The sequence below is a fragment of the Rothia sp. HMSC061D12 genome (assembly GCF_001836735.1).
Classification (GTDB): Bacteria; Actinomycetota; Actinomycetes; order Actinomycetales; family Micrococcaceae; genus Rothia.
Genome location: NZ_KV830305.1, coordinates 1,557,344 through 1,571,383, shown reverse-complemented (window position 1 = coordinate 1,571,383; position 14,040 = coordinate 1,557,344). Strand labels below are relative to the sequence as shown.

Genomic DNA, 14,040 nt, shown 5'->3' with positions numbered 1-14,040 from the left:
CAGTTCGCCTGCACGCCATACAATGGAGTCCGTGACTGAAACTTCCGCGGACCGTATTTTTTCTACCCCGAACGCTCCCGCTTCTGCGTCCCCCCATGCCCTGCCGAGTATTCTGCAGAGCATCCCGTGGGATGCGCAGACGCGGGAGCTTGTCGTGCGCCCGTTGCCTTTTGCGGTGAACTGCGAGGACGCGTACCCGCTACTGACCGCCGGTGCCGAGTATTCCTTCTGGCTGGATTCGGCGCGCGAGGAGTCGCCCATGTCGGTTGCCTCGTATGTGGGTGTGGTCCCGGCGCAGCTGTCGCCCCTGCGCGTGGATTCGGCGCGTGCGGCGGCTGAGTCTGGCGGGGAAGACCCCTTCGCCCAGTTGGAGGTGGCGCTCGCCTGCGCACCGCGCGTGAATCCGGATGCGGCGGCGGCAACCGGTCTGCCCGCGGGTTTGCGTGGCGGTTACGTGGGCTATTTCGGCTATGAGGCGCGTGCCGCCATGGGCATGGAGCACGGCCACCCGGTGCCGGGCTATCTGCCGGCGTATGAGGCGCCGACCCCGGATTCTCTGTGGTTGCCGGCGGTCCGCTACCTGGTGCATGAGCATGCCCGCCCGGGGGCTGCGGCGCGTAGCTGGCTGGTGGGCGATGAGTCGTGGTGTGAGGCGGCGGAGCGGCTGCTGAGCACGGTGCTGGCTCCGGCGCTGAGCGCGGCGGGGGAGAGTGCCTCAGATAATGCCCCCGTAAATACCCCCGAGCTCACCGAGCCCCTGCTCTTCCCGGCACCTGCCGCGGAAGCCTACATGGACGCCGTTCGCACTAGTCAGCGCGAAATTTACGAGGGTAACAGCTACGAGGTGTGCCTTACCGCGCAGACGGTCGCGCGCATCCCCAATCCGAGCCCGGAGCTTTTCTTTGAGCTGTACCGCCGCCAGCGCGCCCACAACTCGGCGCCGTATGCGGCGTATCTGCGGTGCGGTGATTTTTCGGTGCTTTCTTCTTCGCCGGAGCGTTTTTTGAGCGTAGATATGCACCGCAACGCGCAAACCAAGCCGATTAAGGGCACGGTTGCTCGCGGCGCCACCCCGGAAGAAGACCAGGCCGCCGCGGCGTGGTTGCGTACCGATGAGAAGACCCGCGCCGAGAACCTCATGATTGTGGATCTGCTGCGTAACGACCTGTCGCTGGTTTCCGAGCCGCACACGGTGCGCGTGCCGGTGCTCATGGGTGTGGAGAGCTACTCGACCGTGCATCAGCTGGTGTCTACAGTCAGTTCCCGTCTGCGCGAGGGAATTTCCGCGGTGGCCGCCGCGCGGGCGTGCTTCCCGGGCGGCTCCATGACGGGTGCGCCTAAGCCCTCGACCATGCAGATTATTGAGCGCCTGGAGAATCGCGCTCGCGGTGTGTATTCGGGTGCCCTGGGCTTTGTGTCGGCGGATGGCGCGGCAAACCTATCGATTGTGATTCGCACGCTCGTGGCGCACGATGACGGCACGATGACTCTTGCCGCCGGTGGTGCGGTGGTTGCCGATTCGGATCCTGCCGCCGAGTATGAGGAGATGCTGACGAAGCTGCGCGCCGCCCTACCGCCGTCGGTGGGCCGCGTGGTGGAATAGCCTAGCGCCGGGATAACGCGGTAGCGGGATAGCGCAGGATAGCCTGCGCCGCCTGCACGTGAGCCGCTACACTGGAACTATGACTAAGCTTTCTGAAAACCTCCCCATTGAAGAAGCCCGTGAACGCCTGCGCCAGCTGATTATGGAGCTGGCTGTGGTGCGCGGGCACGTGGTCCTCGCCTCCGGCAAGGAAGCCGACTACTACGTTGACCTGCGCCGCATCACCCTGCACCACGAGGCTTCTCGCCTGGTTGGTCAGGTCATGCTGGACCTGCTGGATAAGAACGGCATCGAGTTTGAGGCCGCTGGTGGTCTGACCATGGGTGCTGACCCGGTGGGTACCGCGATTATGCGTGCCGCGGGTGATCAGGACCGTGCGATTGACGCATTTGTGGTGCGTAAGGCTCAGAAGTCTTACGGTATGGGCCGTCAGGTGGAGGGCCCGAGCGTTGAGGGTCGCCGCGTGGTTGCTGTTGAGGACACCTCCACTACCGGTGGTTCTGCGCTGACTGCTGTTGAGGCGCTGCGTAAGGCTGGCGCTGAGGTTGTGGCGGTTGCTGTGATTGTTGACCGTGCGACCGGCGCGAAGGAGCATGTGGAAGAGGTTGCGGGCGTTCCGTGCCTGTACGCGTACTCGAAGGATGAGCTGGGCCTGGACTAGTCTCTGCTGGCTTGGACTAGGACCTCATGATTTTTTAAGGCATTCCCGTTGCGGCGGGTGAACCCGTGCCGCTGGCTGCTGTGTGTGGCTGGTGGGGCGGGTTTTTGTCTGTAAGATGGCTCTGTGGGCGCCGGTTGTGGCGCTGGTTGTTGGTGTGAAGGTGGTTGTGATGGTTGAGAATCGTGAGGCGGCTGAGGCTGTGCCTGCGGAGGCGGCTGCAGCTGAGGCTGTTGAGGGTACTGAGCAGGGTACTGCCCGTTTTGAGGTGGGTGTGGGCCCGTGGGAGGGCCCGTGGCCTGAGGGCGACCATTGGGATGAGGAGCTGCTGCGTGAGGGCGACCGCCGTAACGTGGTGGATAAGTACCGTTACTGGTCGATGGACGCGATTATTGCTGACTTGGATACGCGCCGCCATGATTTTCATGTGGCGATTGAGAATTGGCAGCATGATTTGAATATTGGCACGGTGGTGCGTACTGCGAATGCGATGTTGGCGAAGGAGGTCCATATTATTGGGCGTCGCCGCTGGAATCGTCGTGGTGCGATGGTGACGGATCGTTATCAGCATGTGCGTCATCATCCGACGATTGAGGATTTTGTGGCGTGGGCGCAGGCTGAGGGTCTGGAGATTATTGGTATTGATATTTTTCCGGATTCTGTGCCCCTGGAGACGTATGATCTGCCGAAGAAGTGTGTGCTGGTTTTTGGTCAGGAGGGCCCGGGCTTGTCGGAGGAGTTGCATGCGGCGGCTAGGGATACTCTGTCGATTGAGCAGTTTGGGTCGACGCGTTCGATGAATGCGGCGACGGCTGCGGGTATTGCGATGCATGCGTGGGTTCGCCGCCATGTGTTTGGTCAGATTCCGTCGTAGTTTGGCGGCTGTTTATGAGGTGTTTAAAGGTTCCGATGCGTTGTGTGCGCGTCGGAACCTTTCTGTTGGGGGGTTGGGGTGGCTTAAACCACGCATGGAATTACCTAGGCGTGTTAGTGTTAACGCAAATCACAGGAAATGTGAGAATCGCACTCTCAATTTCAGTTTGGGACATGCGATGGATTTCCTGGCTTCGGCTCGCTAATGGTTGCGGGCTGTGGATATGAATGACCGCGACGTCATTCCCCTGAAAGGAGTCGGTAACAATGAAGAAATCTGCTGCCCTACTCGCCTGCTTTGCTTTAGCTTTAAGTTCCTGCGCCGCTGCGCCTAAAGATACTAGCTTCAAAGCCCAGCTAGATTTTGAAAATAACTACATTACTCTTCCGCTCGATGAATACGACATGAGTGACCAGGCCCTAGATATAACATATAGGGCGTATTTGTTGATTCTTAAAGAGTGCTATGCGAAAAAGGGATACGATTTTGAAATTCTAGAAAACGGCTTGGTTTCTGGCAACGCCTCCCAGTACGGCTCCTGGAACGTGAAGCATGCGGCGAATCATTTTACGTCCAGCAAAGTCAGAGAAGAGCAGGAAAGGATTTATGAGAGCATCCCTGAAGACGTCAGGGCCAGCTGCCGCGAAGAGCATCGGGAAGAACTGGATATGCTCTATTTTGATGAGGCTGATGAGAAAAAGTACCGCCCCGTCGGTCGTATCAGTGGCGAAGCGTACCAGCGTGCGCAGGCTGACCCTGAATGGAAGAAAGCCCGCTCAGATTGGTGGGACTGCCAGCGTCAGGAAGGGTTGACGCCTCGCACCGGGGACGGTGAATGGACGAGCAAAGAAACGGCCAATCTGAATGCTGATGATCCCAAAGTGTTGGAGGAGGTTATCCGCCTGGCAACCATTGAAGCTCAATGTAGTGAGAAGGTGAGGTTGGCTCAGCGTCTGGGTGATCTTGAGGCGTCCTATCAGGGGCCTTTGATTGAGAAGAATCAGGCGTTGCTGAATGATTTGAAGGCCTATCGTGACGCGAAGATAGCCAAGGCGCGTGAAATTATCGCCACCCACCAGTAGATATCAGCGACAAGCAGATAGGAGCCCTTGGGATAATTGGGGTAACTCCGTTTGAACGTTACAACAAGGTATGGAGGAGGAAAAGCCTATGCGTAAGGCTCTCTCTGCGGTAGCAGTATTCTGCCTGCTGGGGGCGTGCGTGTCCTGCTCCAACAGCGCCGAGCGGGACACCTCACGAAAAGCTGTTCTCGATTATTCAAAGAACTACGTACACCTTCCACTGGATGAGTATGCCTTTGACGAACTCACACTCCGTACGGTGAGCACGGCGTGGCACACGCTCATGTCCGAATGCTATGCGCACCACGGGCAGTCCTACGCCGTGCCCTCAGTAGACACCCCTCAACCGGGAGGCCTATACGGTAGCTGGAACGTTGAGTACGCCAAAAAGTACGGGTACTCCCAGAAGGAATCCCGAGGCCCAGAAGATTCAGCATCAGACGACATCAACACCCGGTGCCAAGAAGAGGTGAAAGCCGCATTCTCTGACGTCGAACTGGACGAAAAAGAATACCGGTTTGTAGGAGAGCTCAACTCACAGGCATACACCTACGCCTCCCAAACCGATGAGTGGAAAAATATTCGCTCAGAATGGTGGACCTGCCTGCGTGAACGCGGGCTAACCCCCAGGGAAGGGGAGAGCGACTGGACGTCCGAAGAAAGCGCACATCTCATGACCTCCTCCCAAGGCAACGAAGAGGCTAAGCCGGAGGAAATTCGCCTCGCGACCATCGAAGCCGAATGTAACCAGAAGGTTGGTATGGCTCAGCGTCTGGGTGATATTGAAGCGTCCTATCAGGGTCCGCTGATTGAGAAGAATCAGGCGAAGCTTAACCAGTTGAAAGAAGAGAAAGAAAAGCATGTGGCGAGGGCGCGTGAAATTATCGCCACCCACCAGTAGCCGCACCCGCTGAAGGGCAGAACGGGCGAACCAGCCGCAGAATGCCCACAAGCAAATTTCATAAGAAGGAGCCGGGGAGTGTCACCACTCCCCGGCCCTCACTTTATTCACTCTCAACCTCGCAGCCCATGCCAGCGCACCTACAGGCTCGCCAGCTCAAGGCCACTCAGCGTCAGGTTACTTGAGCCCTTTAGCCCACCGGAACGTTAACGTTCACCAGCGAGTACAGATCCTTCGGATCATCCGGGCTAGCAACCAGGTCAATGAACTGCTGCAGGTCGGTGTCCTGCGTAGCCGCACGGGCATAACGCAGACCCGAGAAGTCAGCAATCGCGAAGCCCACCGAATCAAACAGGGTAATCTGCTCATCCGACACGCGGCCCGGCTCCTCACCGGTCAGAACCTTCCAGAACTCCACCACCGGGAAGTCCGGGTCCTTCTGCTGAATCTCGCCCTCAATGCGGGTCTGCGGCGGGAACTCAACGAACACGGTGGAGCGGTCCAGAATTTCGCTTTCCAACTCAGTCTTGCCGGGGCAGTCGCCACCAATAGCGTTCAGGTGCACGCCGGGCTTCACCTGGCGGTCCAGCAGAACCTTCGCCTGCTGCTTATCGGCGGTGCAGGTGGTAATAATGTCGGCACCCTCAACAGCCTCGTCCACGTCCTTAGCCAGGTGGATGCGGAAGCCCAGCGGCTCCAGGTTACGGCGGAACTTCTCCATGGCGTGCGGATCAACGTCGTAGACGGACAGGTCCTCAATGCCGAGCACCGCGCGCATACCCAGCGCCTGGAACTCAGACTGCGAGCCGGTACCAATCATCGCCATCTTCTTCGAATCCTTGCGTGCCAGGTGCTTAGCGACCATGGCGGACACGCCAGCGGTACGCAGCGCGGTCAGCAGGGTCATCTCGGCCAGGAACACGGGGTAGCCGTTGTCCACGTCAGCGAGCAGACCGAACGCGGTCACGGTCTGGAAGCCGCGTGCCGGGTTGGAGGGGTGGCCGTTCACGTACTTGAAGGAGTAGGTGATGTTGTCGGAGGTGGGCATCAGCTCAATCACACCGAAGGGGGTGTGGGAGGCGACGCGCGGAATCTTGTCGAAGCTCTGCCACTTCTTGAAGTCTTCTTCGAGGAAGTCGACCATGCCGGCAATGATGTTGCCTACGCCGTCCTTCTGAATCCACTTCGCCATCGAGGCGACGTCAACAAATTCCACCGCGTGTGCGCTAGGACGTTCAGTCATGATTTTCTCCTTTGAATATCTGCACAAAACTTCTTTGTGCATCTGGTGGTCACTGCGGATATCTATTATCTCAAAATATATTGCAGGACACACCGTATTAGAAATGCTGTAAATATGTACTTTGCTTTATGTATTACACGGATGTAATACGGAGCGAACACGAAAAGACGTGCGGGGAGGGGGTTCTAGAACTCCTGGAACCTACAGGCTAGGGTTTAGAACCCCCTCGTTGCCTCGACCGGGATTTCACTGGGATATCGCCGGGATTGGAGGCTGCCGGTCGGGTTAGCGTCCCTTCGGCTTGTCCTCGTCCTCAAGGTCCAGCTCACCCAGGTCAATGTGGGTACGAGGCTCCGAAACGAGCTTCTTCACCACGGGGCGGGCAGCAATCACAGGCACGGAACCGGTGTAGCCTTCACGGACGCGAGCAATCTCATTGACACGGTCACGAACCGTGTACCAGCCGATAATCAGCAGCGGGATAACCACCAGCAACGACGCCAGGGTGTAGGTACCCACCGGGTAATCCAGCGCCATCAGCACCAGCACAACAGCGAGGAACACCATCACAGCCCAGTCGCTGAAGCGACCACCGGGTGCGCGGTAGTTGGGGCGCTTGTACTTGCCCTCACCGACCATCTTCAGGTACTTCTGGTGCGACATTGCGATAGCCGCCCAGCTAGCCATGGTGCCCACCGACGCGATGTTCAGCACAACCTCGAACGCCTGCTCGGGAACGAAGAAGTTCAGCACAACACCGAAGAGGCCAACCACACCGGTCAGCAGAATACCTGCCACCGGAACGCCGGAGCGGGACACCTTGGTGGTGAACTTCGGTGCCGAACCCGCAACACCCATCGAGTGGAGGATACGGCCGGTGGAGTACAGGCCAGCGTTCAGCGAGGAAGCAGCCGCGGTAATAACGACCAGCTGCATAATCGGTGCGGTACCGTCAATGCCGATTGAGTCGAAGAAAGTCACGAACGGCGACTCTGCATCCTTGTACGCGGTGTAGGGCATGAGCAGGCACAGCAGAACCACGGAACCAACGTAGAAGATCGCGATACGCCAGATCACGGTGTTGATAGCGCGGGGGATAACCTTCTCAACGTTCTTGGTTTCACCACTGGTGGTGCCGACCAGCTCAATACCGGCGTAGGCGAACACAACGCCCTGAACCACGATAAGAGCGGGAAGAATACCGTTGGGGAAGAAGCCGTCATTGGCTGCAATGAGTTCAAGGCCGGGGCGGACGCCGTTGATGGGTTCACCGAAGACCAGGTACCAGATACCTACCGCCATGAAGGACAGCAGGGCAAGAATCTTAATGAGTGCGAACCAGAATTCCAGCTCACCGAAGAGCTTAACGGAGATGAGGTTCAACGCAACGGTGATGACAACGACGATGAAGGCGCTGAGCCACTGGGGAATGTCTGCGAAGAACTGGTTGTATCGACCGAACCAGCTGATGTAGATGGCGATGGCGGTGGCATCTGCAACGGCGGTCATTGCCCAGTTCAACCAGTACAGCCATCCGGAGACGAATGCGGCCTTTTCGCCGTAGAATTCGCGGGTGTACGAGACGAAGGAGCCCGAGGAGGGGCGATGGAGGATGAGCTCGCCGAGGGCTCGAAGAATCAGGTAGCCGAAGAAGCCGATGACGGCGTAGATGACGGCGAGCATGGGGCCTGCGTCCTGCAGACGGCTACCGGTGCCCAGGAATAGGCCGGTACCGATAGCGGAACCGATGGCGATCATCTGGAGCTGGCGTGCGCCAAGCCCCTTGTGGAAGCCTTCCTGCTCGTGTGCGAACGGGTCGTCTGTGGGGGGCTTGGTGTACTGATCCGCTGCAGAAGTCTGCGGGTTCTTGTTCGGTGAGGTGCTCATGCTATACCTCCTTGGATAGTTACGTCTGAAGCACGTGTTACATGAAATGTGGTTGGGAACACGTCTGTGGGTTGTAACGACTATAGCACGGCAATTTAGGTAAATATAACCCGCGTCACGTAACAATTTATATACATATAATGCATATCTTATGAATATATTTGGTTCATGTTGTATTGTGTGGTTTTCATTGTTTTGTGAAATAGATTAATTGAACCCCGAGTCCAAAAAATCAATTACCCCACCACCGCACAGCACAAGAGCACCCACAACGGGGTGCTCTCACAACCTATTCAAAACAGGGACCTAGCCCTCCATCAGGCGGTCAATCTTCGCCCGCAACGCACGCTCACGACGATTCAACCACCACCAGCTCGGCCAACGCATCAACGACTTACGACCCACCTGCACGACCGAGGGGAGCTTCGCCTCCGCAAGCGCCACATCAATCTCATGGTCGCTCGCCCCCTCATCACGCATTTTCTCCATCAACTCAAGGGATTTCGCCATATCGCCGTGCCCCAAAACATGCCGACTCTTACGCTCCAGAACCTCATCCAACTGGGCACGCACGGGCGCAATAGCCGCCGCATTCGGATGCTCACGCTCAGCACGACGCTGCGCCTGACGGGCACGCTTCTCACGCTTCGCGTCGAGCTGTTTCGGATTATTTTTAGCGCTCGCCTTGTCCATTGGGAGGTTCCTTTCGTCGCGTCCGGGTCATGTGTACGCTGGCCTGCACGCACAGAAGACATCAAGTCATTAACACCTCTACTTTACCGCGGTAATTCGCGGAACTTTCGCTGCAGTAAACCCAAAAAAACCCACAAAAAATTAACGATAAATAAGTCGTATCTTGGTAAAATAGTGCGAGTAGGAGGCGTCTCGCGCGCCAACAAAAAATGGTGAACCGGCCCAACATCGGTAACCGGTCGCATCTATCCAAGGAGTCAGCATATGGCTATTGCAACCCCCGAAGTTTACGCAGAAATGCTGCAGACCGCGAAGGAAAAGGGCTTCGCGTACCCCGCAGTGAACGTGACCTCCTCCCAGACCCTGAACGCTGCTATCCGCGGCTTCGCAGAGGCTGGCTCGGACGGCATCATCCAGGCATCCACCGGTGGTGCAGCATACTGGTCCGGCGCTTCCAAGAAGGACATGGTCGTTGGCTCCCTGGCCTTCGCAGCATACGCACGCGAGGTTGCTAAGCAGTACGACGTGAACATTGCACTGCACACCGACCACTGCCCCAAGGACAAGCTGGAAGGCTTCGTTCTGCCCCTGCTGGCAGAGTCCGAGAAGGCTGTTGCTCGCGGTGAAGACCCCATCTTCAACTCCCACATGTGGGACGGCTCCGCAATCGACCTGGACGAGAACCTGAAGATTGCTGCTGAGCTGATCGAGCGTACCTCCAAGGCAAAGCTCGTTCTCGAGGTTGAGATTGGTGCCGTTGGTGGCGAGGAAGACGGCGTTGAAGGCGCTATCGACGACTCCCTGTACACCACCGTTGCAGACGCAATCAAGACCGTTGAGGCAATCGGCCTGGGCGAGAAGGGCACCTACATGGCTGCTCTGACCTTCGGTAACGTTCACGGCGTGTACAAGCCCGGTAACGTTCACCTGCGCCCCGAGCTGCTCAAGGAAATCCAGACCGAGGTCGGCGCTAAGTACGGCAAGGGCGACAAGCCCTTCTACCTGGTCTTCCACGGTGGCTCCGGCTCCACCGAGCAGGAGATTGCAGACGCAGTGTCCTACGGTGTTATCAAGATGAACATCGACACCGACACCCAGTACGCATTCACCCGCCCCGTTGCTGGTCACATGTTCAGCAACTACGACGGTGTGCTGAAGGTTGACGGCGAGGTCGGCAACAAGAAGACCTACGACCCCCGCGTTTGGGGTGCAGCTGCAGAGGCAGGCATGGCCGCACGCGTGGTCGAGGCTTGCCAGCAGCTCGGTTCCGTCGGTACCTCCATCAAGTAAGGTACTGTTCGCCCGCCGCAGCGCCTATAGTCGCTGCCGGGTGTGAACCTAAGCTTCGTTAAGCGAAAGCGGTGCCCGCTTCCTCAATGTGAGGAGGCGGGCACCGCTCTTTGTGTATGTAGCTAGAACCGGGTGAGCCGGGCGCTCATTGCCGGCAGGGGCGGTTTACTTGCCGCCGCAGCCGCAACCACCGCATCCGCAGCCGCCGGACTTCACAGCCACCGAACCGGAGGTGGGAATACCGTCGCCGGTGTCGCCGCCCATGAGGTTCACGCGGTTACCAATTTCGGGGCCGCCGACCGGCTGGGGTGCCTTGCCCGCCAGGGTTGCCGCGAAACCTGCGGGCTCCGCCAGGGGGCTCAGGTTCGGGATCATCGACGCCGCCGGGGAACCGGAGGGGCCGCACGCAGCCGCTGCCGCGTTCGCCTTCGGCTGGGCAGCCAGGTGCGCGCGCGCAAAACGCTTAATCTGCTCGGCGGTCGGGTACGCGAAGGACACCTTCACCTCACCGTTAACCAGCATGAGCGGCAGAACCTCGCGGCCGTTCATCTCAATCTGCTCGGCAACCGGTGCGCACTCTTCAAACGCGGACGGGTAGGAGTCGGTGGAGTACACCTCAATCTCAACACCCGAATCCAGTGCCTCCTGCGCGGCACCCAGGAAGATGGAGCGCTCCATATCCTGCGGGTCCTCCGGGTTCTCGCCGGGGCCCGGAATAAATACTTCAAGAACGGTCTCAGCCGCTTCAGTCATCAGTTTCAACCTTTTCTCTCTTATCGGCACCGGCTCGGGGGAGAGGTGCCAGTCCTCCACTAAGTGTACTCGGGACCTCAAGAGTGCAGAAGTGTGATGTGAAGTTCCAGATTTGCGGAATATTTGCAGAATTCGAGTCGAATGACTCTCAGCTCGTGAGCTAGGGGGTTCGGTGTTGTATTCTGAGTGCATATGCACCGGAGTGTGCGAACCCTGCGTTTAGGCAGGCGCCGCCCGGTGTGAAACCAAGAAGGCAACGACGCCCGCATCCGACGCGGACGCATCAGCGCTACAAATACACGCTATTCATAGCGCCACACGACCAGAAGGAGCATATATGTTCGGTTTCGGCAAGAAGAAGAAGGAAGCTGCCGCACAGGAAGCATCGTCCGCAGACGTCTACGTCGCACCTGTTACCGGCGAGTACCTGCCGCTGAGCGAAGTCTCCGACCCCGTTTTCTCTCAGGGCGTTATGGGTGACGGCTACGCAGTGAACCCCACCGCAGGCACCATCGTCGCACCCGTTGCAGGCACCATTGCACTGATTCAGGACACCCTGCACGCATTCATGCTCCGCACCGAAAACGGTGGCGAGGTACTGGTCCACATCGGTATCGACACCGTTGAGCTCGGCGGCGAAGGCTTCACCAAGATCGCTAACGTAGGCGACAAGGTTGAGGCAGGCGCACCCATCATCGAGGTCGACTGGGCAGCTATCGAGGGTCGCATCCCCTCCAAGGAAACCATGGTGATGATCACCAACACCGCAAAGTTCAACATCTCCAAGGACTCTGAGGCACGCCGCCCCGTCGCAGCCGGTGACCGCGTCGCTCAGGCATCCAAGAAGTAAGCTGAACCAGCGAAAATAGCTCAGCTTCAACAGCGGTGAAAAACCCGCGAAAAATGTTTCAACGCAAAAGGTCGCGTCCTGCAGGCTCAATCGGGCTGTGGGCGCGGCTTTTTTCGTTACACGAGAAATTTTTTAACGCCGCATGAAATGCCGCTATTAAAAGCGGCGGAAAAGGAGGAACACATTCACCCGCATTACACAGCGGGTAAGAATGAGGCGCACATAATACCCTATTTTCCTGTAAACGCAGTGAATCACCGATAAAAAATCGTTATCCTACATAGAGTTGTAGTTTGAGTTGAGAGAATCCGGACCCTCAGCTATAAACCAAAACTTCAATGAACAACCACACACATTACGCTCAACTCATAAAAGAAAAAGGACCACTACGGTGACTGCATTCCCGAAGACCTCTAAGAATCTGAGCCGCCGCGGCTTCATCGGTGCCTCCGCACTGGCACCCGCCGCCCTCATGCTCCAGGCAGGCGAAGCCCACGCCGCAGCCAGCACCCGCGCACAGCTCGCGGCAGTACACAGCGGCTCCCCCGCACATCAGCTGCTCTACAAGACCGATGAATTCTTCATCGCCCACCGCGGTGCCGGCAACATCAGCCCCGAGCACACCGCCTACGCTTACGCAGAGTCCGTACGCCGCGGCGCCCTCGCCGTCGAAATTTCCGTACGCACCACCAGCGACGGCCAGTTCGTCTGCATGCACGACACCAACATCAAGCGCACCACCGGTGCGTCCATGGACGTGCGTGGCCACACCCTCGCCGAACTGCGCCAGCACAAGGTCAACATGCGCAAGAACCTGGGCGAAAAGACCGACCTGTACAACATCCCCACCCTCGAAGAGGCCATCGCCGCGGTTGACGCCGTACCCGCAGGCGGCGAGTACGCCTCCGTCGGCGGCAAGAAGGTCGTACTGTTCCTCGAAGCGAAGGACGGCCCCGCACAGGCAGGCCTCGTCAAGTTCATCACCGAACGCGGCCTGCAGCGCCGCACCGTCATCAAGATGTACCGCGACGGCAGCGGTGGCTTCAAACCCACCTCCCGCTACCTGAAGCTTGCCAACTCCGCAGGCTGCGCCACCTGGTGCTACTTCGACGGCGGCGACCCCATCGATAAGATTTCCGCCATGGCACGCCACGAAAACGTGGACGCCATCGGCGTACCCTACTACGAGAAGCCGACCGGCGCTTCCCAGGGCTCCATGAGCGAGGAGAACGTACGCGCCCTCACCGGCCTCGGCAAGGCAGTCATCGTCTGGGAAATCCACCGCCGCTCCGCCTACGAAAAGTACAAGGCACTGGGCGTGAAGGGCTTCATGTGCCCCGACCCCTACTGGGTAATCGGTGACCCCTTCGACTCCAGCGTCAAGATCAAGACCGGCAAGCGTCCCCACGGCATGCTGCCCGCCGACCCCTCCGTCGCAGCGGACATGCCCGACCTGACCGGCGTAGCCATCGTGCACAACCAGCGCTACGACGAATCCGTACTGCTCGGCCCGCTGGCGAACTACACCACCCGCGAAAAGTACACCCTCGACTTCTCCATGAAGTGGACCGGTGCACTGCCGCAGCAGGACGGCCACTACGGCTACGTCGCTTTCGGTCGCGAACACGACGGCCCCTTCGGCATCGGCAAGAAGTTCGCCGCAAACCAGGAAGACGGCACCTACGTGCTCGCCATCCGCCCCAACTACCGCGGCAGCTCCGTAGCGCAGATCCTCTGCTTCGAACCCAACCAGACCAGCCCGCGCGTACTGCACACCATGAAGCTGCGCCAGAAGGTCACCACCGGCCAGGCACTGAACTGCAAGATTGTGGTGAACAAGAACAGCTTCTACTACACCGTCAACGGCCAGTACTCCAGCCCCATCAACCACAGCGCCTACCGCGGCCCGTACGTACACTTCGGCCGCTTCCACGGCACCAACGATGGCGGTCCCCTGGAGCTGACCCGAATCGAGGCGCGTCAGTCCTGGATTTGAGAGAACCGGTGGGCCTAACCCACCTAGGTGCCCGCCTCACCGCCGCTCAGCGGTGAAGGTGCGGGTACCGGGCAGAGCGGATGTAGCACCGAGCATCCCTTCCGGGCAACGCCTTCCATAATCCCCAGCTAGGATGCTCGCGCGCTGAGCAACGCACCGAGCGAGAATCCGGTCCGAAGGGGGTCGCATCTGTAATGGATGCGGCCCCCT

General features: G+C 58.7%; 12 protein-coding genes. 8 read left to right on the top strand and 4 right to left on the bottom strand.

Annotated features, from left to right (window positions below):
- Nucleotides 1–22 precede the first annotated feature (22 nt).
- The 5 genes from HMPREF2682_RS06240 (at nucleotide 23) to HMPREF2682_RS06220 (ending at nucleotide 5,118) form a co-directional block, all read left to right on the top strand.
- Nucleotides 23–1,603 carry an anthranilate synthase component I family protein gene (locus HMPREF2682_RS06240; RefSeq protein WP_070832382.1) on the top strand — a complete coding sequence of 527 codons (1,581 nt, stop codon included), beginning with the start codon at nucleotides 23–25 and terminating at the stop codon, nucleotides 1,601–1,603.
- A 79-nt stretch (nucleotides 1,604–1,682) separates the two neighbouring features.
- Nucleotides 1,683–2,264, top strand: a complete 582-nt coding sequence (gene pyrE / locus HMPREF2682_RS06235) for an orotate phosphoribosyltransferase (protein ID WP_005504234.1) — start codon at nucleotides 1,683–1,685, stop codon at nucleotides 2,262–2,264.
- A gap of 115 nt (nucleotides 2,265–2,379) precedes the next feature.
- Nucleotides 2,380–3,135 carry a TrmH family RNA methyltransferase gene (locus HMPREF2682_RS06230; protein ID WP_246827263.1) on the top strand — a complete coding sequence of 252 codons (756 nt, stop codon included), beginning with the start codon at nucleotides 2,380–2,382 and terminating at the stop codon, nucleotides 3,133–3,135.
- A gap of 266 nt (nucleotides 3,136–3,401) precedes the next feature.
- Nucleotides 3,402–4,217 (top strand): hypothetical protein, encoded by an 816-nt coding sequence (locus HMPREF2682_RS06225; RefSeq protein ID WP_070832379.1) that lies wholly within the window; start codon nucleotides 3,402–3,404, stop codon nucleotides 4,215–4,217.
- Nucleotides 4,218–4,305: 88 nt separating this feature from the next.
- Entirely contained in the window at nucleotides 4,306–5,118 is an 813-nt protein-coding gene (locus HMPREF2682_RS06220) for a hypothetical protein (protein ID WP_070832376.1), read from the top strand.
- Nucleotides 5,119–5,308: 190 nt separating this feature from the next.
- Here the strand turns inward: HMPREF2682_RS06220 and HMPREF2682_RS06215 are convergent, their stop codons facing one another.
- The 3 genes from HMPREF2682_RS06215 to HMPREF2682_RS06205 all read right to left on the bottom strand — a co-directional run bounded on the left by HMPREF2682_RS06215 (nucleotide 5,309) and on the right by HMPREF2682_RS06205 (nucleotide 8,941).
- The gene (locus HMPREF2682_RS06215; protein WP_005504242.1) at nucleotides 5,309–6,361 is read right to left on the bottom strand and encodes an ornithine cyclodeaminase; all 1,053 of its coding nucleotides are present in this window, start codon (nucleotides 6,359–6,361) and stop codon (nucleotides 5,309–5,311) included.
- A 285-nt stretch (nucleotides 6,362–6,646) separates the two neighbouring features.
- Entirely contained in the window at nucleotides 6,647–8,248 is a 1,602-nt protein-coding gene (locus HMPREF2682_RS06210; protein ID WP_070832374.1) for an amino acid permease, read from the bottom strand.
- A gap of 306 nt (nucleotides 8,249–8,554) precedes the next feature.
- A complete protein-coding gene (locus HMPREF2682_RS06205; protein ID WP_070832371.1) occupies nucleotides 8,555–8,941 on the bottom strand; it encodes a cobalamin ABC transporter ATPase in 387 nt (128 codons plus the stop codon).
- Nucleotides 8,942–9,205: 264 nt separating this feature from the next.
- Here HMPREF2682_RS06205 and fbaA point away from each other — a divergent pair, with 264 nt between their 5' ends.
- Entirely contained in the window at nucleotides 9,206–10,231 is a 1,026-nt protein-coding gene (gene fbaA / locus HMPREF2682_RS06200) for a class II fructose-bisphosphate aldolase (protein ID WP_012902702.1), read from the top strand.
- Between the two features lie 165 nt (nucleotides 10,232–10,396).
- Here the strand turns inward: fbaA and HMPREF2682_RS06195 are convergent, their stop codons facing one another.
- Nucleotides 10,397–10,984, bottom strand: a complete 588-nt coding sequence (locus HMPREF2682_RS06195) for an arsenic metallochaperone ArsD family protein (protein WP_070832368.1) — start codon at nucleotides 10,982–10,984, stop codon at nucleotides 10,397–10,399.
- Between the two features lie 337 nt (nucleotides 10,985–11,321).
- Here HMPREF2682_RS06195 and HMPREF2682_RS06190 point away from each other — a divergent pair, with 337 nt between their 5' ends.
- Nucleotides 11,322–11,834, top strand: coding sequence for a PTS sugar transporter subunit IIA (locus HMPREF2682_RS06190; protein WP_049357482.1), 513 nt, complete (start codon nucleotides 11,322–11,324; stop codon nucleotides 11,832–11,834).
- 391 nt (nucleotides 11,835–12,225) lie between these two features.
- Nucleotides 12,226–13,830 carry a glycerophosphodiester phosphodiesterase gene (locus HMPREF2682_RS06185; protein WP_070832365.1) on the top strand — a complete coding sequence of 535 codons (1,605 nt, stop codon included), beginning with the start codon at nucleotides 12,226–12,228 and terminating at the stop codon, nucleotides 13,828–13,830.
- Nucleotides 13,831–14,040: the final 210 nt, after the last annotated feature.